This is a genomic window from Flavobacterium sp. WC2421 (assembly GCF_040822115.1).
GTDB lineage: Bacteria > Bacteroidota > Bacteroidia > Flavobacteriales > Flavobacteriaceae > Flavobacterium.
Genome location: NZ_CP162004.1, coordinates 420,100 through 440,396 on the forward strand (window position 1 = coordinate 420,100; position 20,297 = coordinate 440,396).

The window sequence follows — 20,297 nt, forward strand, 5'->3', positions numbered from 1 at the left end:
ATTATTATCTTGTCTTTACTCTTTTTAATAATTTTCGTTCTCTATCCACATCATATATTCTTTGCCAATAGGCTGTATTTTCTTCCGTTTCGCAATTCTTAATTTTTTCTAGTTTTTCTACTTCATTTTCAAATTCCCATTTCGCAAAGCTTAAAGCTGACCACATAACACCTCTAACTCCATTTGAATACCCCATTCCTAATGCTTTTTTATCATAATCCTTATTTTGTTCATTGTCTTCTTGTGCTAATTCATATGCTTTTGTTAAATCTTCATATTGTCCTAAATAATCCAAAACCGCACATTTTGATATAGCCCGAGTATAATATAAATGACAATCAGTCTTCAATAGTTCAATAGCCTTATCAAAATCTAAAATTGCATCATAATGAAAATCAAATTTTTGTAGACAAAAAGCTCTAGATTTAAATATTTCGCCATAACTGCTATTATAACCATAAGAAAGAGCCTTGTCATAACATTCTAAAGCTTCTTTATATTTTTTTTCTTGGTAAAGCTTTTCGCCTTTTTTATACTTTTCAAAGCTTGAATAATTAATGTTTTTTGAGACTGGTAAATTATTTGAGACTGGTAAATTAGTTGTTGCTGTATTTAATTTGAATATCTTAAAAAACCAATTCATAATAGTTTTGTAATTTCGTTATAGACTGTTATTAATTTTTTAAGCTGAATTAACTTTCTGATAATTACTCTAAAATAGAAGTAATTTCAAGGGTTGTTTTTATTCGCAATCAAATATATAGAAAAACCATTACAAATCATTGTGCTTTTTTTGTTCATTTTTAGACCATGCTTCAAAATGGCACACCTTTTTTAGTTAAAAGCCTGGTTTTTAAGTGTATAATTTTGCCAGTCTAAAAATATACACTATATTTGTCCTGTAATCAATTATGTGCCAAATGTCAAAAGTAAAATACATCCGAGTTTCAACCGAAGAGCAAAACACAGGTCGACAAGAAGTAAACGCCAAAGAATTCTCAAAAATCTACATCGATAAAATATCGGGAGCAATCCAATTCATCGAAAGAAAAGAAGCTAAGAAACTTTTAGCAGACATCGAAACTGGAATCGTTACCGAAATTCACATTGCATCAATCGACCGTCTTGGTAGAAACATCATCGATATTTTAACCATGGTAGAATTTTTCAACCAAAAATCAATAAAACTATTTGTAGAGAATATCGGAATGTTTTCACTAATCGACAACAAGCCGAATCCAAGCTTTAAAATGATTGTAAGTGTTTTGGGGAACGTTGCCGAAATGGAGCGTAACAACATGTTAGAACGTCAACGTCAAGGAATCGAGCTTGCCAAAGCTAAAGGAACATATACAGGTCGCCTTTATGGAACAAAAATGACCAACGAAGAAATTCTTACCAAATACAAGTCAGTTGTCCGTGAATTAAAAAATGGCGAATCCCTTAGAAGAGCTTCAAAAATAGGCGGTTGTAGCTTAGGAACAGCGCAAAAGATTCAAAAAATTATTACAGCATAAGTATTTAAAACAAAAAGGGTCGTGCATTGCACAACCCTTTCATTTTTTACGAAACACTTCACGCATCCCTTCGATGGAACACTCCTTTTTAAGCTTTAAAACGATGTTTCTACAAATAGACCACAGAACATATACAGGAGCATCTGCGTACCAAAAGGAACAAATATGTTCCTAAAAATCTAAAAAAAATATTTTTACGATACCTCGCTTACGTATCAGAAGACCCCATATTTCAAGAAAGCATACCCTCAAAAAGCTTAGAGGTAACGAGACTAAAACATTTTACATTTAGTGTGGGGGCGGGGGTATCATCCCAATTGTTCTATTCTTTTTCGAATTCCTTCAATCTCTTTTTCGAGTTGCAACTTCTGTAACTGCTTTTGTAATTCTTGTTTTCGCTGAGGTTCGTTCTCAATCTGAATTTGCATTTGTTTTAATCTGATTTTGTCATCCGTTGTTATCGCTTCCATCTTTTAGGTAATTTATCAAATACTCCTCTTCAAAAAGAAAATGGAGTTCGTTATTTTTTTTCAAAAGATTGTATTCCTGTATTAAATGCCAATCATCTAAAATTGCATCCATTTCATACGTTCTAATGCAATAATTTACCAATAACCTACGAAGAGTAGGATTGTATCTAAAGTCGTTTATTTCTATCATAATTAATTTATCTTTTTTAATGTTATTATCTGACTACCATCTTTCATTATGTAGTCCTTCCAACCATTTAGGTCAAAAATCACGCTTTCGTGATAACTGATTCTACTAAATCCAAGTTTAAAGCAATCGAGTAGTTTTTTCTTGTCTGAGCATTTAACGAAACAATGTAAGTGATTACGTTTGTTGCTTTTCTTCTGCTCCACCACATAATTAATTTCTAGTATTTCATTCCCCATTTGCTGATAGGCAAACCTCATCACTATATCAATGTCAGCTACCGAATAATCAGTACATGGGTCGATGCTTAACGCATAGTACTTATTCTTTCTTATTCGTTGAGGTTTAAACTTTGGAACTAGCAAATGATGTACTTGCCATTCTCCATTTTTATTTTTGTAAAGTGTAGCTTCGCTACAACTCTCAATTAGTTTGCTAATTATTTTTCTAACATTTCTAGCACCCATGTCGTATTTGATACTAATGTCTTTTACTGTTAAATATTCATTTTTTTGCATTTCTATTAATGATTAAACGCATCATATCTATTAGGGAATGGCTTTAATTCCCTTTGGATATGTTATTTTATAATAAATATGTCGGAAAGTTGGAAAAGTTCCTTCGGACATAAATATTGTTAAAATAATCACGAACAACTAGTTCGTAATTAATTTAGACCACAGAAAAACACAACCAATAAGTTACTGATTGTTGTTTTTCTAAAAATTTACTTTGTTTTTTTAACTTCGAGCTTTTTCAGAGATGCTAAAACGTTTTTTTGGTAATAACGTTTTCTGTTACCAATTCTAAAATCAATAACTATTCTTTCATCTCGCTCCATATCAAGTAATGTATTTTCGCAAATGCCTAACATTTGCATAACATCTCTTGAATTGAGAATTTCTTTTTGCACTTTTAATTGAAGTGTTGTCTTGGTGTTCCGTAATAGGTCTATGCCTCCACTAAGAAAATAATTTTACGCTATCGACACCTAACAGCTCATTTTCGAAGATATACAAAGTTACTACTAACTTCCTATAGATGCAATGTTTTTTAAAAAATAGCTAAAAAGATAATTACTACGTGATTTACTACGTATTAAAAAAAGAAACCCCGTAAACGTTAAGTTTACAGGGTTTTCTTAATTTACCAGTTGGTCTACAAGGACTCGAACCTTGAACGACTGCACCAAAAACAGTTGTGTTACCATTACACCATAGACCATCATTGCTGTTAAGCGAGTGCAAATTTATAATAAAATTTAGTTTGCGCAAACTTTTTTAGAGTTTTTATCAAAAAAATTTACGTCAGAAACCAATAAAATTAAGCAAAACCTTGAAAAATACTAAAAACCAATACGTTACCAAATGTAAATAGTTTCCCAGAAAATTTTGTTAATGCCTACATCCTTAAATAAAAAAACATTTTCTTTGTAACTTAAAATATAACTAAATTTTAATACATGAATAAGGCGACATTCAATTTCAATAAATGGAATACGATAATAGGATGGATTACATTTGGAATCGCACTAATAACATACACGCTTACAGTGGAGCCCACAATGAGTTTCTGGGATTGTGGAGAATATATAGCAACTGCCGCTAAACTCGAGGTAGGTCATCCACCTGGAGCACCCTTATTTCAGATGATTGGCGCATTTTTCGCCATGTTTGCCTCAGACAATCAGCACATCGCATTGATGGTTAACATGACATCCGTATTCTCAAGTGCATTTACGATCTTATTCCTTTTTTGGTCATCATCCATGATTTTAAAAAAATTAGTTTTAAGAGTTACTGACAATACGAATGATAACAATCAAGACTCAACTCTTACTAAAAGCAATGCGATTGTAGTTTTAGGAAGTTCATTTGTTGGCGCTTTAGCTTACACTTATTCAGATAGTTTTTGGTTCAATGCCGTTGAAGCGGAAGTATACGCTATGGCTTCACTGCTTATTTCTTTACTTTTTTGGCTTGGGTTACGCTGGGAACAAGACATGGATTCTCCAAGAGGAAATAAATGGTTACTCATAATTTCGCTTGTAATTGGTCTTTCATTTGGTGTTCACTTCATGGCATTATTGACCATTCCTGCTATAGGTTTTTTATATTATTTCAAACATTACAAAACGGTTACAATCAAAAACTTCCTCATAGCCAATGTTGTTGTAATCTCTATCCTATTGTTCATTTTCAAACTATTACTTCCGTTAACAATGGCTTTCTTTGGTAAAACAGAAATATTCATGGTTAACAACTTAGGAATGCCTTTTAACTCTGGAAGTATATTTGTTACTCTAGCATTAATAGCTTTCTTTTATTTTGGATTAAATTACACTCGCAAAAAAGAAATGGTTCAATATAACACCTTATTATTGTGTGTTTTATTTATTTTTATTGGATTTTCAACATGGATGATGCTACCTATTAGAGCAAATGCCAATACCGTTATTAACGAAAATAAACCTTCTGATGCTGCCGAAGTACTGGCTTATTACAACAGAGAACAATATGGTGTTAATCCATTATTCTACGGACCGCAATACACAGAAACATTTGCCGGATTAGACAAAAACAACCCTTACCTTGACAAAGCTCCAAATTACGAGAGAGACTACAAAACAGGCAAGTACGTTATTGTAAATAACTTTAAAAATGCAGAGCAAAATAGCGATGATAATCAAAAAACTATTTTGCCAAGAATGTGGAGCGCTGATCATATTTCAAATTATATGAACTTCACCAATCCTCCTGAGTTCAAAATAAATCCAGCTTATCCTTATGAAAATGATTTAGCGCAATACGGAATTGACGCTAGTAAATTATCTGAAGAAGATTACAATAAAGCAATCGCTCAGTTGAAAAATGAAGTAGCAAAAACAGTTACGGAATTTAGACACGCCTACGCACAAAAGCAAATTGACAATGACGGATACGTTAAGTTTCTAAAAAGTTACGGCGATTATCTAATAATTGAAAAACCAACAACAATTGACAACTTAAGTTTTATGGTCGAATACCAATTTGGCTATATGTACTGGAGATATCTAATGTGGAATTTTGTTGGACGTCAAAGTGATGTACAAGGAAGATATGACAATCAAGATGGTAACTGGATAAGTGGAATCAATTTTATAGATAATTTACATGTTGGCTCTCAAGATAATTTACCTTCGGATGTTTTAAACAACAAAGGACGTAACGTATATTACTTTCTTCCATTCATTCTTGGACTTATAGGTTTAATGTATCATGCCAATAAAGATTTAAAAAGTTTTTATGTCTTGCTAGCCCTATTCCTTTTTACGGGTTTAGCATTGAAAATCTACTTAAACGAAAGACCCTTTGAACCTCGTGAGCGAGATTATGCCCTCGTAGGTTCCTTTTATGTCTTTGCCATATGGATTGGTTTTGGAGTATATGCTCTTTACGAAAGTTTGCAAAAATACTTAGCTTCAAAAATAGCTGGACCAGTTATCATTGCTGCTTCTTTATTGGCCGCTCCCGTACTTATGGCTTCTCAAAACTGGGATGATCATGATCGCTCTGGCAAATATACTGCAACTGCAATGGCAAAAGCGTACCTTAACTCTTGCGACCCCAACGCCATATTATTCACTATAGGAGACAACGACACCTTCCCACTTTGGTATGCCCAAGAAATAGAAAAAGTAAGAACCGACGTGAAAATTGTGAATACAAGCCTTTTCATGACTGATTGGTATATCGATCAAATGAAAACAAAAACTTACGAATCAAATCCATTGCCTATTTCATTTACACACGACCAATATGTAGGAGACAAACTGGATTATGTAGTTCATATTCCAAAAACAGAAAGCAGATGGGAAATAAAGGATTTTATAAATTTTATAAAAAACCCAAAATCAACAGTTGATATGCAAAATGGACAAAGAATTCATTTTTACCCAACTAATAAAATCAGAATTCCTGTAGACAAAAATAGCATCATAAAAAACAAAGTGGTTGCTACAAAATACAATGACTCTATTGTTCCCTACATTGATTTAGACATCAAAGGAAATGCATTGTATAAAAACAGATTAATGATGTTGGACATTGTAGCCAATAACAACTGGAAAAGACCTATTTTCTTCAGCCCAGGAGCTTTTGATGATGAAGATTATTTATGGATGAAAAACTACCTTCAATTGGACGGAATGGTTTATAAACTAGTCCCAATAAAAACCGCTATTCCTAAAGATGGAAGCCCACTAGATATGGGGCAAATTGATTCTGATAAGATGTATACCAATATTATGAAATGGGATTGGGGAAATAGTGATAGCGATAAAATCTATCATGACCCAGAAACCAGAAGAGAAAGCATAACCTATAGAACAAATCTTGCTCGACTAATGAACCAATTAATTGTGGAAGGAAAAATGGACAAAGCCAAAAAAGTAATTGATTTGGCAATGAAAAAAATGCCATTAGAAAAATTTGGCTATTATTCCCTTCTAGAGCCTTTTACAAGAGGATATTATCAAGTTGGAGAAAAAGCAAAAGCACAAGAACTTTTAGGGAAGCTAATTACAAAATACAGAGAAAACTTAAATTATTATTCAAAACTAGCTCCATCAGAACAAACAAGTATCGCTATTGACATCATTACAGATATTGAGCGCTACAGAGGACTGCTACAAGTAATGATTGAAAGTGGCGACAGTGCGTTTTACAACCAAAACAAAGTTGTATTCAATACCTACATTACGATGTTTGAACGTTTTGGACGTAAAAAAGAATAACTTTAAATCATTTTTAATCTAAAAAATGCAGCAAAATTTTCTGACTTTGCTGCATTTTTTTTAATTTTATAAAAAAACAAATGAGCTTTTATTGGATAAAAACACACTCAATAATAAAGAAATTATTTTCAAAATACATTTGGGATTTACCCAATACTGAAAATAAAATATATCTTACTTTTGATGACGGTCCCACACCAGAAATTACCAAATGGGTGTTAGCAGAATTGAAAAAACATTCCGTCAAAGCTACTTTTTTTTGTATTGGGAAGAACATCGAAACAAATCCAGCCATTTTTAATCAAATAATAAATGAAGGTCACGCAATAGGAAATCACACTTTCGACCACTTAAAAGGATGGAAAACAACTACAGAAACATATATACATAACGTTTCCCTTTGTGCAGATTCAATTTCTAACTTTAAAAAGGGAAAAATAACTTTATTTCGTCCTCCTTACGGCAAAATAAAATCCAATCAAGCTAAAATATTAAAAGCACAGGGATATAAAATTATTATGTGGGATGTACTTAGTGCTGATTTCGACCAAGCAATAACTAAGGAAAAATGTTTAGAAAATGTGATCTCCAATATGAAATCAGGAAGTATAATAGTCTTTCACGATAGCATAAAGGCATTTGATAACCTCAAATATACATTGCCTAAAGTTTTAGATTATATAGCTGAAAATAAATTATCCTGCGAAGTTTTAGAATAATAGAAAGTAAAACTAAAGTTGTTCCTGAACAATACTAATGATAGTATTCGCATCCAATTCACCAGATTGTCTCCAGATCATTTGTCCCTCTTTATAAATCATTAAGGTAGGAAGCCCTTTAATTCTTAAAGCATCTGCTAATTCTTGATTTTTATCCACATCAATCTTGATGACTTTTGCTTTGTCACCAAGAGCTGCTGCAACATCTCTAATAACTGGATGCATCGAAACGGATGATTCATTCCAATCTGTGTAAAAATCGATTAACACAGGTACTTGTGCGCTTATAAGTTCTCCAAATTTTGACATAAAACCAAAAATTTAATTTTTAAATCTATTAAAAAAAATAGATATAATTTACAAATGTAGCATTTTTAACGAATTATGCCACATTCTTGCCTTTTTTTAGTTCAATGACTGTGATTTCGGGCATAATTCCCACTCTTCCAGGGTAAGCATGAAACCCAAACCCTCTATTCACATAGACATATCTACCTAAATTTTCGTATAAACCTGCCCATTGTGCATAAACATATTGTGCCAAACTCCATTTAAAATAACCTGGGATTTCTATTCCAAATTGCATTCCATGTGTATGTCCTGACAATGTAAGATGAAAGTTTTTTACATGATTTTTAATTTCATAATCCCAATGACTCGGATCATGACTCATTAAAATCTTAAAATCATCTTGAGCAACATCCTGAGAAGCTTTGTTTATATCACCTGCTTTTTTAAAATTATGTCCCCAATTCTCAACCCCGATTAGAGCAATTTTATCATTTCCCTTTTCAATATAAGTATGCTCATTCAACATTAGTGTAAAACCAATTTTTCCGTACAACTCTTTTATAGCTTGAAAATTATCTGCTTTATCTTTCTCTGAAGGCCAAGTCACATATTCTCCATAATCATGATTCCCTAGCACCGAATATTTACCATATTCATGCTTTTTAATTCGGTTGAAGGTCTCTAACCACGGATGCATTTCTTTAGCATCAGTATTCACAATATCTCCTGTAAAAAGAATCATATCTGAATTTTGCTCATTAACTAGATCAATTGCATAATTAATTTTCTCAGGATTATCAAAGCTTCCGCTGTGAACATCTGATATTTGAGTAATAGTAAAACCATCAAAAGCATCTGGTAAGTCCGGAAAGAAAATACGTTGCTTTATTACTTTATAATTATACTTCCCTATTGTAATACCATAAATCAATGACATAAATGGAATTGCCGCCAATCCTAACCCTATCTGGCTAACAAATTTTCTTCTTGAACCCAAAAAAGTATCGTTATTGTTTTCTAAAAAATAGTTCACAGAACCAGCACCAATTCGAAAAACATCTTCACCAAGAAGCAAGAATGTAACTATTAATTTCGGAACATATACTATTAGGAGCAACCCCATAGTAAACATTGTCTGTTTTGTTTGCCCAACCGAACTATCAAACTTGGTAAAAGAATAGAGGATAAACAACAAGACTAAAACACTTATTACTTGATATGAAATTAAAATCCATTTTAACTTAACTAATGTTCTAAATGCTTGGAATGCATAAATCTCTATAATAAGAAGAATCAAACCTAGTAACAGTATACGAAAAACCATTATTATATATTTTTTGACAAAATAACAAATTAAGAAAAGACTATGTGCTTATATTAATCAATATTTAACAAAAAGAGACCATTTTTTTTTCAACCTGTCATGTATTTAGAAACAAAAAAGTCAGCAAAAAAACTTGCTGACTTAAAATTATATTAATTTTCATTTCCTTCACAGTTGCTTTTAATTAACCGACAAATTTAAAGAAACTGTTAGCATACTCCCACTTCCAGAATATCTTTCAGCAAAAACTTCAATAAAATCATTTGGACTCAATTCAAGTGTAGTTCCAATAGGAATTGCCAGAATATCGTTTGTTGTTGTTGAATTGACATACACTTTAGATTGATTAACAACAGTACCATTTTTTGCAATATATACAATATAGGTAGTTGTATTCGCTGAGGATTGAAATGAAAGCGAACCGTTTACTCTAAAGTACCGTTTTTTACTGCCTAAATATTTCAACCTATTATTAGTTACATCAGTTGAAAATCGAAATAAATTATTGGATGTAGTCGTTCCTAATAATTTGGTTTTAGTACTTCCCGAAAAAGAAGTTGATGCTCCTGAACCAACTGGATAATCAAAATTAACATCTCCAGTTGAAGCCATATCACTTTCAACAGGAATTCCAGGACAGTTTACCGCCCATTTATTATCAAAATTAAATCCAGAATAACTACCAACCGTATATCCATTTATGTACTTACCAGAAGTAACTACTCCCGTAAAAACTACTTCTCTTAAAACAGCATCGTTTGTAATCATTGGATTAGAGACAACACTCAATCCAACACTACTACCTACAACTTCAGTAAACCCTCCTATTTTTGCCACTAGTCCAAAAGTCCCTTGTAATGTTTCATAAGTACCACTATTATTTCCAAACCAACCAGCATTGTTAATCAGTAATTTATTAATGTCCTTATAAACAATCCCAGTTGTATTTCCTGCAAATTGAATAATACTAACAAAAACCAAAGAAAAATTTTCAATTTTACCAACATTAGAGGAGCTTGCAATAATAGCATCTCTTACAATTAAATTTTGAGTTTGGGTTCCTGCCCCTATTGATCCTGTACCTGTAATATTAAAAACATTACCAGAAGAAGCAACTAATGTCAAAACCCTTATTGACCCTCCTGTTATTCCTGTAAATAAATCTCCTGAAGACTTCACTAATTTATCATCGCTAGAATCCAGCCCCACTACATAGGCATTATTTAACTCAATTGGTAAATCAACAACAACAGTCCCATTAATCTCATATAGAGTTTGAGAGTCTAATAGATACTTTGTACCTCCACCTGCAATTTTTTCAGCAGCTAAAACAATTGCTAAAACATCTGTAGATTTAATTCGCTTGAATTTTGACCTTCCATCACTAGCTGAAGCACCAATACTTACCCAAGAAATAGTAGAACTATCATAATAATTAAACGCTTTAAGCGTGGTATCATAAACCATTAAACCATTAGCTGGACTAGTTATCGCCATTTTTTGCATGGTAGTCATACGAGGAGTTAATAATCCTTGCGTTGTAGAAGACACATCAAGGACAGCACTTGCGTCAGGCGTAGTAGTCCCTATCCCTACTTGTGAAAAAACACTCAAATTTGATATCATGAAAAATAAAAAAAGATAAGCTGAAAAGTTTTTGAAAAATGTAATTTTATGCATGATATTCGAATTAAGAATTAAACAATCTACCTAAGTATTTAGTTGTACTTATTTTTAAATATACAAATAAAACCGATTAAAAGCTAATTAATCCGATAAAGAGTTGCTATTTTTAACTAAAACCCCTTAAATAAAATATTTTATAAGCTATGTATTACAATTTTTAAAAGCCAAATTAAATTTAAAACTCTTTTTTTTACAAAAAAACAAGCTCCTAAATAAATAAAATTCTTTCAAATTAAATAATCGAAACGACAATTATAAATAACAAATTCTAGCACTTCAATATCTTTTAAGTTTTGTACTTTTGAAATCTTTATAAAATTTCAATCATGTCACAACAAAAACGTCTTTTCCTTCTCGATGCATACGCCTTAATATTTAGAGGTTATTATGCTTTTATAAAAAACCCTAGAATAAATTCTAAAGGAATGGATACATCAGCAATTATGGGGTTCATGAATTCCTTGATGGATGTAATAAAAAGAGAAAAACCAGATCATTTGGCCGTGGCCTTTGACAATGGTGGAAGTCAATTACGAAATGAGATTTATCCAGAATACAAAGCACATCGTGACGCCACTCCCGAAGCTATTAAAATAGCCGTGCCTTATATCCAAGATCTATTGCGCGCCATGCACATTCCAATAATTGAAGTAAAAGGCTTTGAAGCCGATGACTTAATTGGAACCATAGCAAAACAAGCTGAAAAAGAAAACTACAAAGTTTTCATGGTTACTCCAGATAAGGATTTTGCTCAATTGGTTTCTGAAAACATTTTCATGTACAAGCCCGCTCGAATGGGGAACGGAATAGAAATTTGGGGAATTCCTGAAGTTCTTGCAAAATTTGAAATAGAAAGACCAGATCAAGTAATCGACTTCCTAGGGATGATGGGTGACGCAGCTGACAATATTCCTGGACTACCAGGGGTAGGCGAAGTAACAGCCAAAAAATTCTTGAAAGAGTACGGAACAATGGAAAACCTTTTAGCAAACACTGATAAGCTAAAAGGAAAAATGAAAGAGAATATTGAAGCCAATAAAGAAAAAGGACTTTTATCTAAAACTTTAGCCACCATATTACTCGATTGCCCTGTCGTATTTAACGAAACTGATTACGAACTATCAACTCCTGATGTCGAAAAAACAGATGCATTATTCAATGAATTAGAATTTCGCCGAATGGCAGAACAATTTGACGCCATATTCAAAAAAGGAGACACAATAGCTACAAGCAATCCAGCTGACGAAGCCAAGTTATACAAAAAACCGCAACCAAAAAACGAAGACCAATTTGACCTTTTTGGAAGCACAATAGCTAATGAAACCTCAGAAGAAACACATCACCAATATTATAACACTTTAGAAAATACAGAACATTCCTATCAAATTATTCAAGGTGATTTAGGATGTAAATTACTATTACAAAATTTACTAAAACAGACTTCCGTATGTTTTGACACTGAAACTACTGGCTTAGATGCATTACATGCAGAACTAGTTGGTGTTTCATTTTCATATGAAAAAGGAAAAGGTTTTTATGTTCCTTTTTCAGAAAATCAAGAAGAAGCAAAAATTTTGATTGAGAAATTCATTCCTTTTTTCGAAAATGAATCTATAGAAAAAATTGGTCAAAATTTAAAATACGACCTAAAGATTCTATCCAACTATGGCGTTTCAGTGGAAGGAAAATTATTTGATACGATGATTGCTCACTATTTGATCAATCCTGATATGCGTCATAATATGGACATCTTGGCCGAAACCTATTTGAAGTACTCTCCAAAATCGATTGAGACATTAATTGGAAAAAAAGGAAAAAACCAAAAATCGATGCGCGATGTTGATTTAGAAGAAATCAAAGAGTACGCCGCTGAAGATGCGGATGTGACTTTTCAATTGAAAGAACAATTTGCTGTTGAATTAGAAAAAACCGAGACAAAAAAACTTTTTGAAGAGATTGAAATTCCTTTGGTAAAAGTACTAGCCGATATGGAAAAAGAAGGGATTCGTTTAGATACCGATTTCTTAAAATCATTATCACATGATCTAGATAATGATATTAAAAAACTAGAAGCTACTATTTACGAAATTGCCGGAGAACATTTTAATTTAGCTTCACCAAAACAACTTGGAGATATCTTATTTGACAAATTAAAAATAGGCGGAGCCAAGCAAAAAAAGACAAAAACAGGTCAATATGCTACAGGTGAAGAAGTATTGAGCTACTTGGCCAACGAAAATCAAATCGTAAAAGATATACTTGATTGGAGACAATTAATTAAACTAAAAAACACTTATGTCGATGCCTTGCCAAATCAAGTTGACCCAATTACATTGCGTGTTCATACTGATTATATGCAAACGGTAGCAGCCACAGGCCGATTGAGCTCTAATAATCCCAATTTACAAAACATTCCTATTCGTACAGAACGAGGAAGACAAATACGAAAAGCATTTGTAGCCAGAGATGAAAATTACACTTTAGTATCTGCGGATTATTCTCAAATTGAACTTCGTGTTATTGCTGCTTTGAGCGGCGAAGAGAATATGATCAAAGCGTTTCAAAATAATGAAGATATTCATAAATCTACTGCTTCTAAAGTTTTTGATGTCCCGTTAGAAGAAGTAACAAGAGAACAACGTAGCCATGCTAAGACGGTCAATTTTGGAATTATATATGGGGTTTCAGCATTTGGATTAAGCAATCAAACTTCACTTTCCCGTTCTGAAAGCGCTACTTTAATTGAAGCGTATTACAAAACATATCCAAGACTCAAATCATATATTCACGAGCAAATTGAATTTGCACGTGAAAACGGATACGTACAAACCGTTCTAGGAAGGCGTCGCTATTTAAAAGACATCAACTCGCAGAATGCAATAGTTCGTGGTGGCGCAGAACGTAATGCAGTAAACGCACCAATTCAAGGAAGCGCTGCCGACATTATCAAAATTGCCATGATTAATATCCATGAAAAATTAAAAACAGAAAACTGGAAAAGTAAAATGCTCCTTCAAGTTCATGATGAACTTGTGTTTGATGTACATAACTCGGAATTAGAAAAAATCCAACCGATGATCAAACACGAAATGGAGAACGCTTTCAAACTTGATGTTCCATTAATTGTAGATCTTGGAATGGGTAAAGATTGGCTGGAAGCACATTAATTTCAATTAAAAAAAGCACAAAAAAACCACTCTTATATAAATAGGAGTGGTTTTTTTTAATATTAAAAATTCTAATTATCCGTTTCTTGTAGACTCTCTTTCTTTCAAAATTGTTTTAATAACCACCGTTTTAAAAGGTAAATTTTCTTCTTTAGCTTCTAAACGATCAATTAACAACAAAGCTGCTTTTTCTCCAATTTCAGGCGCATGTTGGCTTACAGTTGTAACACTTGGAGTTAGCCTTCTCGAAGCTAATATTCCATCTGCAAAACCAATAATTGATAATTCTTCAGGTATTTTAAAACCATGTTTTAGTCCATACTTTAATGCAGCAACCGTATCCGTTTCTTCCAAAGCAAAAATTGCATCTATAGGCTCATTTGAAGGAATATTTAAAACAGCGGCACTTAAATCATCTTCTGAGTTTGTTCTTAAAATAATAGTTTCATTTACTGCAACACCATTATTTTTCAACGCTTGTAAATAACCATCTGTACGCAATTTACCAACACTAAGTTTATCTACTGATGAAAACAATGCTATGTTTTTACAGCCTAAATCAATTAATCTTTGTGTAGAATTTAAAGCTGAATTAAAATCATCAACCACGACTTTATCACATTCAATTTCATCCGCTATTCTATCAAACATTACTATAGGAGTTCCGTCATTTATTATTGCTGAGAAATGAGAATAATCCTGAAGCTTCTGTGCTTCTTCAGATACTGATAAAATGAAGCCATCAATAGTTCCATTACTAAGCATTTCTAATGTATTTATTTCCTTTTCAATCGACTCATTAGAAATACAAGTAATCACATTATATCCTTTTTCATCCGCAACTTTTTCAATACCACTAAAAACTTTTGCGAAAAAAGAATTTAAAATATTGGGTATAATAACACCAATTGTTTTTGTTTTTCTGTTTTTTAGATTTAAACCAATAACATTGGGTTTATAATTTTTAAGTTTAGCGTATTCTTTTATCTTAATTTTTGTTTGATCACTAATCTCAGGACTATCATTAAGGGCTTTTGAAACTGTAGAAACAGAAACGTTAAGTTCTTTTGCAATTTGTTTAAGAGTTGCTTTAACTTTCATAATTATGTATTTGTTGACTAAATTAGTAATAATAGTATCTTGAATAGTCTCTAACTTTAAATATAATAGCAATTTACATGCTATAAAAAAAGACAGTATTATTCTATAAAAATAGCTGGTAAGAATGCAATATAAAAATTTTATTATTGATAACAAAAGTAATACAAAAATAGAATAGATGTATTAAGTAAAAATCCAAAAGATAAAAATACAACGACACCCTAAATATACAATTGATTATCAGTGTAAAAACAAGTGAAAATTATTCTTTTAAGGTATTTGTATTTAAAATAATTAATTGTACTTTTGCATCCCCTTTAATGGGGATGGAATGTTTAATTAAAAAATTATTATGGACGCATTAAGCTACAAGACACAATCAGCAAGCAAAGCCACCGTTACAAAAGAGTGGATCGTTGTAGATGCTGAAGGTCATAACTTAGGTCGTCTTGCTTCAAAAGTCGCTATGATTTTAAGAGGTAAGTACAAGCCAAGTTACACACCGCACGTTGACTGTGGAGATAACGTAATTGTTATCAACTCAGAAAAAATTAACCTTACAGGTAACAAAATGGACGAAAAGATTTACATGCGTCACACAGGTTACCCAGGAGGACAAAGAACTTTAACTGCTAAAGTATTGCAATCGAAAAACCCTGCATTATTAGTAGAAAAAGCAGTAAAAGGAATGTTACCAAAAAACAAAATTGGTGCTGAACTTTTCAGAAATTTAAATGTTGTTGTTGGTTCAGAGCACAAACAAGGTGCACAAAAACCGAGAACAGTTAACCTAAACGATCTTAAGTAATGGGAGTTATTCACAAAATCGGTAGAAGAAAAACCGCTGTTGCACGTGTTTATGTTTCGGAAGGAACAGGAGTAATCACTGTAAACAAAAAAGAATTCGCAACTTACTTCCCAACAGCTACTTTACAGTACAAAGTAATGCAACCTATGTCTATGACAGAAAATGCAACTAACTTTGACGTAAAAGTAAATGTTTATGGAGGTGGTTCAACTGGTCAAGCAGAAGCTGTAAGAATGGCATTAGCACGCGTTATGTGTGAAGTAAATGCTGAAAACAGATTAATCTTGAAACCAGAAGGTTTATTAACAAGAGATCCAAGAATGGTTGAGCGTAAGAAATTCGGTCAAAAGAAAGCTCGTAAGAAATTTCAATTCTCGAAACGTTAATATTGCCTGTCTTGAATACATTTATTCAAGACTTATTGAATTTATTATTGAATTTAAAACAATGTTGTTGTTGCCTACCGAGGTAGGAATTAGTTTAGCATCTAAATGTATTTAGCCGAGAAATCGCCATTCATACATTGCTAATCAACAGAACGTAAACTAGTACAAAAAATGTCAAACAAAGTAGAAGTAAAAGAATTACTAGAAGCAGGTGTTCACTTCGGACACATGACTAGAAAATGGGATCCAAACATGGCTCCGTACATTTATATGGAACGTAATGGTATACACATTATCAATCTATATAAAACTGCAGCAAAAATTGAAGAGGCTAATGAAGCTTTGAAAAAAATCGCTGCATCAGGTAGAAAAATATTATTTGTTGCTACCAAAAAACAAGCAAAAGACATCGTTGCTGAAAAAGCAAAAGCTGCAAACATGCCTTACATCACTGAAAGATGGCCTGGTGGAATGCTAACTAACTTCGTAACTATCCGTAAAGCTGTTAAAAAAATGGCTACTATTGATAAAATGAAGAAAGATGGTACTTTCATGACACTTTCAAAGAAAGAGCGTTTACAAGTTGATCGTCTTCGTGCTAAATTAGAGAAAAATTTAGGTTCAATTTCTGATATGTCAAGATTACCAGCTGCATTATTTGTAGTAGACATCAAAGCTGAACACATCGCAATAAAAGAAGCTCAAAAATTAAACATTCCAGTTTTTGCAATGGTTGATACTAACTCTGATCCTCGTGAAGTAGAGTTTGTAATTCCATCAAATGATGATGCTTCTAAATCAATCGATAAAATTTTATCTTTAGTTACAGCTGCAATCACTGAAGGACTTTCTGATAGAGGGTCTGACAAAGAAGCTGACGCAACTGAAAAAGCTGCTCCTGCTGCTGTAGCAACTGCTACAACTGAAGAAGTAGTAGCTCCAGCTGCTGAAACAGCTGCACCAGCAACTGAAGAATAAAAAACAAATTTTAAATTCCAAATTTTAAATTCCAAATTCCATAAAAAAATTAGAAACAATAAGTTGATAATTTAATAAAATTGGAATTTGGGATTTAAGAATTGGAATTTTTACTTTTAACCTTAAAAAATAATACAACATGGCAACAATTACAGCTGCAGACGTAAATAAATTAAGAACAATAACCGGTGCAGGAATGATGGACTGCAAAAAAGCATTAGTTGAAGCAGAAGGAGATTTTGATTTAGCGATCGAAAACCTTCGTAAAAAAGGACAAAAAGTAGCGGCTAACCGTTCAGATAGAGAATCTACTGAAGGCGCTGCAATTGCTGTTGTAAATGCTGACAAAACTGCTGGTGTAGTGATCACTTTAAACTGTGAGACTGACTTCGTAGGTATGAATGAAAGTTTTGTGAAAATGGCTACTGAAATGGCTACTTTAGCATTAAATTTTGATTCAAAAGAAGCATTTTTAGCTTCAGATTTCAACGGAATTACTATTGCTGATAAATTAATTGAGCAAACTGGAGTTATTGGTGAAAAATTAGAAATCAGAACTTTCGAAAAATTAGAAGGTGCTTTTATCGGATCTTACATCCACTCTGGAAACAAAATCGCAACTTTAGTAGCTCTTTCTGCAAAATTAGAAGGTGGTGAAGAGGTAGCTAGAAATATTGCTATGCAAGCTGCTGCAATGGCTCCTATCGCGTTAAACGAAGAAGGTGTTGATGCTGCAACTATCGAAAAAGAAATTGAAATTGCTAAAGATTTACTTCGTCAAGAAGGAAAACCAGAAGCAATGTTAGACAATATCGCTAAAGGTAAATTGGCTCGTTTCTTTAAAGACAATACTTTAGTAAACCAAGATTACATCAAAGACAATAAATTAAGTGTTGCTAACTACGTAAAATCTTTAGATAAAGATCTTATCGTTACAGGATTTAAAAGAGCGGCTTTAGGTTAATCCTAATTTACTTCCAAAATAGAAAAAGAGCGATTTGTTTATTCAAATCGCTCTTTTTTATTTAATGCTACTTAAACTATTATTTCAAAAAAAATCAGACATATTCTAAATCAATGATTAAAACTTAAAACTCAAAATAAAATATTAAATTTGAGTTTTAAATTAGTTTTATGCTCAAAACAAAAAAAGAATTTGTCTTTATCATCCTTGCAGGAATCTTCATCACTAATGCTGTTGTAGCAGAATTAATAGGCGGTAAATTAATCCAAATTGGCCCTTTTGTAATGAGTATAGGAATCTTGCCTTGGCCAGTTGTATTCCTAACAACTGATTTAATTAATGAATATTTTGGAGAAACAGGCGTAAAAAAACTGTCCTTAATAACGGCTTGCTTAATAGCATATGCTTTTGTCATATTGTTTTTTGCCATAAATGTTCCAGCAGCTGTAGGCATCAGTCCTGTAAATGACAATCAATTTTATGCCGTTTTTGGGCAAAGTATGTGGATTATTGTAGGAAGCATAATTGCATTTATGGTTTCTCAACTAATAGATGTTAGCATCTTTTGGTTTTTCAAGAAGCGCACTGGAGAACAAAAAATATGGCTTCGTACTACTGGTTCCACTGTAATCTCACAATTATTTGACTCCTTCATTGTTTTAGGAATTGCATTTTGGTTGCCTGGAAAAATAAATTTCGATACTTTTATCTCATCTGCATTAACGGGTTATGTTTTTAAATTAACCATTGCTATATTACTCACTCCGTTAATATATTTAGGGCATCATATTATTAAAAAATACTTATCTGAAGAAACTGAAGAATAAAATGGAAGAAAAAACAAGATGCGGCTGGTGCTTATCAAGCGATTTATATAAAGAATACCACGATCAAGAATGGGGAACTCCTGTTTATGATGACGCTACGCTATTCGAATTTTTAATTCTTGAAACCTTTCAAGCTGGATTAAGTTGGATAACTATACTCAACAAAAGAGAGAATTTCAGAAAAGCTTTTGACACATTCGATTATAAAAAAATAGCCAACTATTCTGAAGATAAAATTCAAGAATTACTATTAGACAGTGGAATTATTCGCAACAAATTAAAAGTTCGATCGGCTGTTTCTAATGCACAAGCTTTTATCAAGATTCAAGAAGAATTTGGAACTTTTTCAAAATATATTTGGGGATTTACTGATGGAAAACCGATTGTCAATAACCCCAAAACCCTAAAAGAGGTTCCAGCTACTACTCCATTGTCCGACGTTATTAGCAAAGATTTAAAAAAAAGAGGCTTTAAATTTGTCGGCTCCACTGTAATCTACGCCAACATGCAAGCCACTGGAATGGTTAACGATCATGTTCAAGATTGCTGGAAACGCAACTAATTTTCACTTTCAATCGTAGACTTACCTATTTATAATATCACAAAAAACCACAAACAACCTCAACTTTAAACTTAAAACTTAAAACCTTTAAGTAAAAAAACCATTACATTTGCTGCACACTTTAGGGGTGTCTACAATATTGTAGGCTGAGAATTACCCTCTGAACCTGATCTAGTTCATACTAGCGTAGGGAAAAGTAAGATGACTTCGTCGCGTATTTTTATGCGCCCTTGTAGCCATTCCTAAAGTATAACTATACTAAATTTAAAAAGGAATGGAGCTTAAAATCAACAACCAAACAAAACAATTTGCCGCAGACAGCCTAACTGTTCAAGCACTTCTGGACTTGGAAATTCCCGAAAAACAAAACGGAATTGCCATAGCCATCAACAATACGGTTATTCCAAAATCCACCTGGAATTCCCATTCTATACAAGAAACCGACATTATTCTAATCATTTCTGCGACCCAAGGAGGCTAATTTGGCTGCTCGGGCGGGCTATCCGTTTCAAGTCCGCACTGCAATCTTATAAAAC

The 20,297-nt window shown here is 32.6% G+C and carries 20 protein-coding genes, 1 tRNA gene and 1 riboswitch; of the genes, 11 read left to right on the forward strand and 10 right to left on the reverse strand.

Annotation, left to right across the window (positions count from 1 at the left end; translation table 11 throughout):
• Positions 1-4 precede the first annotated feature (4 nt).
• Positions 5-643 carry a hypothetical protein gene (locus tag AB3G33_RS01875; protein ID WP_367772205.1) on the reverse strand — a complete coding sequence of 213 codons (639 nt, stop codon included), beginning with the start codon at positions 641-643 and terminating at the stop codon, positions 5-7.
• Positions 644-920: 277 nt separating this feature from the next.
• Between AB3G33_RS01875 and AB3G33_RS01880 the strand changes: the two genes are divergently transcribed.
• A complete protein-coding gene (locus AB3G33_RS01880) occupies positions 921-1,517 on the forward strand; it encodes a recombinase family protein (RefSeq protein WP_367772206.1) in 597 nt (198 codons plus the stop codon).
• Between the two features lie 308 nt (positions 1,518-1,825).
• Here AB3G33_RS01880 and AB3G33_RS01885 read toward each other — a convergent pair whose 3' ends face one another.
• The 5 genes from AB3G33_RS01885 to AB3G33_RS01905 all read right to left on the reverse strand — a co-directional run bounded on the left by AB3G33_RS01885 (position 1,826) and on the right by AB3G33_RS01905 (position 3,398).
• Entirely contained in the window at positions 1,826-1,987 is a 162-nt protein-coding gene (locus tag AB3G33_RS01885; protein WP_367772207.1) for a hypothetical protein, read from the reverse strand.
• On the reverse strand, positions 1,965-2,177 hold the full coding sequence (locus tag AB3G33_RS01890; RefSeq protein ID WP_367772208.1) for a hypothetical protein: 213 nt from the start codon (positions 2,175-2,177) through the stop codon (positions 1,965-1,967). The genes AB3G33_RS01885 and AB3G33_RS01890 overlap by 23 nt, the downstream gene beginning before the upstream one ends.
• A gap of 2 nt (positions 2,178-2,179) precedes the next feature.
• Positions 2,180-2,692, reverse strand: coding sequence for a hypothetical protein (locus tag AB3G33_RS01895; RefSeq protein WP_367772209.1), 513 nt, complete (start codon positions 2,690-2,692; stop codon positions 2,180-2,182).
• Positions 2,693-2,901: 209 nt separating this feature from the next.
• Positions 2,902-3,087 (reverse strand): hypothetical protein, encoded by a 186-nt coding sequence (locus AB3G33_RS01900; protein WP_367772211.1) that lies wholly within the window; start codon positions 3,085-3,087, stop codon positions 2,902-2,904.
• Between the two features lie 240 nt (positions 3,088-3,327).
• Positions 3,328-3,398: transfer RNA gene (locus tag AB3G33_RS01905), tRNA-Gln, on the reverse strand.
• A 238-nt stretch (positions 3,399-3,636) separates the two neighbouring features.
• Between AB3G33_RS01905 and AB3G33_RS01910 the strand changes: the two genes are divergently transcribed.
• On the forward strand, positions 3,637-6,948 hold the full coding sequence (locus AB3G33_RS01910; protein WP_367772212.1) for a DUF2723 domain-containing protein: 3,312 nt from the start codon (positions 3,637-3,639) through the stop codon (positions 6,946-6,948).
• An 80-nt stretch (positions 6,949-7,028) separates the two neighbouring features.
• Positions 7,029-7,667: a polysaccharide deacetylase family protein gene (locus AB3G33_RS01915; protein ID WP_367772213.1), complete on the forward strand. Its 639-nt coding sequence runs from the start codon at positions 7,029-7,031 to the stop codon at positions 7,665-7,667.
• A gap of 12 nt (positions 7,668-7,679) precedes the next feature.
• Here AB3G33_RS01915 and AB3G33_RS01920 read toward each other — a convergent pair whose 3' ends face one another.
• The 3 genes from AB3G33_RS01920 to AB3G33_RS01930 all read right to left on the reverse strand — a co-directional run bounded on the left by AB3G33_RS01920 (position 7,680) and on the right by AB3G33_RS01930 (position 10,908).
• Positions 7,680-7,976 (reverse strand): thioredoxin family protein, encoded by a 297-nt coding sequence (locus AB3G33_RS01920; RefSeq protein WP_367755436.1) that lies wholly within the window; start codon positions 7,974-7,976, stop codon positions 7,680-7,682.
• Positions 7,977-8,049: 73 nt separating this feature from the next.
• On the reverse strand, positions 8,050-9,282 hold the full coding sequence (locus tag AB3G33_RS01925) for a metallophosphoesterase (RefSeq protein WP_367772214.1): 1,233 nt from the start codon (positions 9,280-9,282) through the stop codon (positions 8,050-8,052).
• 180 nt (positions 9,283-9,462) lie between these two features.
• Positions 9,463-10,908 (reverse strand): hypothetical protein, encoded by a 1,446-nt coding sequence (locus AB3G33_RS01930; RefSeq protein ID WP_367772215.1) that lies wholly within the window; start codon positions 10,906-10,908, stop codon positions 9,463-9,465.
• Positions 10,909-11,294: 386 nt separating this feature from the next.
• Here AB3G33_RS01930 and polA point away from each other — a divergent pair, with 386 nt between their 5' ends.
• Positions 11,295-14,135 carry a DNA polymerase I gene (polA, locus tag AB3G33_RS01935; protein ID WP_367772216.1) on the forward strand — a complete coding sequence of 947 codons (2,841 nt, stop codon included), beginning with the start codon at positions 11,295-11,297 and terminating at the stop codon, positions 14,133-14,135.
• Positions 14,136-14,210: 75 nt separating this feature from the next.
• On the opposite strand, the gene AB3G33_RS01940 is transcribed toward polA, so the two are convergent.
• Positions 14,211-15,236 (reverse strand): LacI family DNA-binding transcriptional regulator, encoded by a 1,026-nt coding sequence (locus AB3G33_RS01940; RefSeq protein WP_367772218.1) that lies wholly within the window; start codon positions 15,234-15,236, stop codon positions 14,211-14,213.
• Positions 15,237-15,588: 352 nt separating this feature from the next.
• Between AB3G33_RS01940 and rplM the strand changes: the two genes are divergently transcribed.
• The 7 genes from rplM (at position 15,589) to thiS (ending at position 20,242) form a co-directional block, all read left to right on the forward strand.
• A complete protein-coding gene (gene rplM, locus AB3G33_RS01945) occupies positions 15,589-16,044 on the forward strand; it encodes a 50S ribosomal protein L13 (protein ID WP_367755447.1) in 456 nt (151 codons plus the stop codon).
• Positions 16,044-16,430 (forward strand): 30S ribosomal protein S9, encoded by a 387-nt coding sequence (gene rpsI / locus AB3G33_RS01950; RefSeq protein ID WP_091083100.1) that lies wholly within the window; start codon positions 16,044-16,046, stop codon positions 16,428-16,430. Before rplM ends, rpsI begins: the two co-directional genes overlap by 1 nt.
• Before the next feature lie 171 nt (positions 16,431-16,601).
• Positions 16,602-17,408 (forward strand): 30S ribosomal protein S2, encoded by an 807-nt coding sequence (rpsB, locus tag AB3G33_RS01955; RefSeq protein WP_367772220.1) that lies wholly within the window; start codon positions 16,602-16,604, stop codon positions 17,406-17,408.
• 139 nt (positions 17,409-17,547) lie between these two features.
• Positions 17,548-18,372, forward strand: a complete 825-nt coding sequence (gene tsf / locus AB3G33_RS01960; protein WP_367755452.1) for a translation elongation factor Ts — start codon at positions 17,548-17,550, stop codon at positions 18,370-18,372.
• Positions 18,373-18,542: 170 nt separating this feature from the next.
• Positions 18,543-19,199, forward strand: coding sequence for a queuosine precursor transporter (locus tag AB3G33_RS01965; RefSeq protein ID WP_367772222.1), 657 nt, complete (start codon positions 18,543-18,545; stop codon positions 19,197-19,199).
• A 1-nt stretch (position 19,200) separates the two neighbouring features.
• Positions 19,201-19,761, forward strand: coding sequence for a DNA-3-methyladenine glycosylase I (locus AB3G33_RS01970; protein ID WP_367772224.1), 561 nt, complete (start codon positions 19,201-19,203; stop codon positions 19,759-19,761).
• Between the two features lie 113 nt (positions 19,762-19,874).
• Positions 19,875-19,971: riboswitch (TPP riboswitch) on the forward strand.
• A 64-nt stretch (positions 19,972-20,035) separates the two neighbouring features.
• Entirely contained in the window at positions 20,036-20,242 is a 207-nt protein-coding gene (gene thiS, locus AB3G33_RS01975) for a sulfur carrier protein ThiS (protein WP_367772226.1), read from the forward strand.
• Positions 20,243-20,297: the final 55 nt, after the last annotated feature.

Coding starts and splice junctions, on each gene's coding strand:
- rpsI (WP_091083100.1), top strand. CDS start 16,044: ATGGGAGTTATTCACAAAATCGGTAGAAGAAAAACCGCTGTTGCACGT.
- AB3G33_RS01925 (WP_367772214.1), bottom strand. CDS start 9,282: ATGGTTTTTCGTATACTGTTACTAGGTTTGATTCTTCTTATTATAGAG.
- AB3G33_RS01965 (WP_367772222.1), top strand. CDS start 18,543: ATGCTCAAAACAAAAAAAGAATTTGTCTTTATCATCCTTGCAGGAATC.
- rpsB (WP_367772220.1), top strand. CDS start 16,602: ATGTCAAACAAAGTAGAAGTAAAAGAATTACTAGAAGCAGGTGTTCAC.
- polA (WP_367772216.1), top strand. CDS start 11,295: ATGTCACAACAAAAACGTCTTTTCCTTCTCGATGCATACGCCTTAATA.
- AB3G33_RS01880 (WP_367772206.1), top strand. CDS start 921: ATGTCAAAAGTAAAATACATCCGAGTTTCAACCGAAGAGCAAAACACA.
- AB3G33_RS01940 (WP_367772218.1), bottom strand. CDS start 15,236: ATGAAAGTTAAAGCAACTCTTAAACAAATTGCAAAAGAACTTAACGTT.
- AB3G33_RS01885 (WP_367772207.1), bottom strand. CDS start 1,987: ATGGAAGCGATAACAACGGATGACAAAATCAGATTAAAACAAATGCAA.
- AB3G33_RS01970 (WP_367772224.1), top strand. CDS start 19,201: ATGGAAGAAAAAACAAGATGCGGCTGGTGCTTATCAAGCGATTTATAT.
- AB3G33_RS01895 (WP_367772209.1), bottom strand. CDS start 2,692: ATGCAAAAAAATGAATATTTAACAGTAAAAGACATTAGTATCAAATAC.
- rplM (WP_367755447.1), top strand. CDS start 15,589: ATGGACGCATTAAGCTACAAGACACAATCAGCAAGCAAAGCCACCGTT.
- thiS (WP_367772226.1), top strand. CDS start 20,036: ATGGAGCTTAAAATCAACAACCAAACAAAACAATTTGCCGCAGACAGC.
- AB3G33_RS01915 (WP_367772213.1), top strand. CDS start 7,029: ATGAGCTTTTATTGGATAAAAACACACTCAATAATAAAGAAATTATTT.
- AB3G33_RS01920 (WP_367755436.1), bottom strand. CDS start 7,976: ATGTCAAAATTTGGAGAACTTATAAGCGCACAAGTACCTGTGTTAATC.
- AB3G33_RS01875 (WP_367772205.1), bottom strand. CDS start 643: ATGAATTGGTTTTTTAAGATATTCAAATTAAATACAGCAACAACTAAT.
- tsf (WP_367755452.1), top strand. CDS start 17,548: ATGGCAACAATTACAGCTGCAGACGTAAATAAATTAAGAACAATAACC.
- AB3G33_RS01910 (WP_367772212.1), top strand. CDS start 3,637: ATGAATAAGGCGACATTCAATTTCAATAAATGGAATACGATAATAGGA.
- AB3G33_RS01930 (WP_367772215.1), bottom strand. CDS start 10,908: ATGATATCAAATTTGAGTGTTTTTTCACAAGTAGGGATAGGGACTACT.
- AB3G33_RS01890 (WP_367772208.1), bottom strand. CDS start 2,177: ATGATAGAAATAAACGACTTTAGATACAATCCTACTCTTCGTAGGTTA.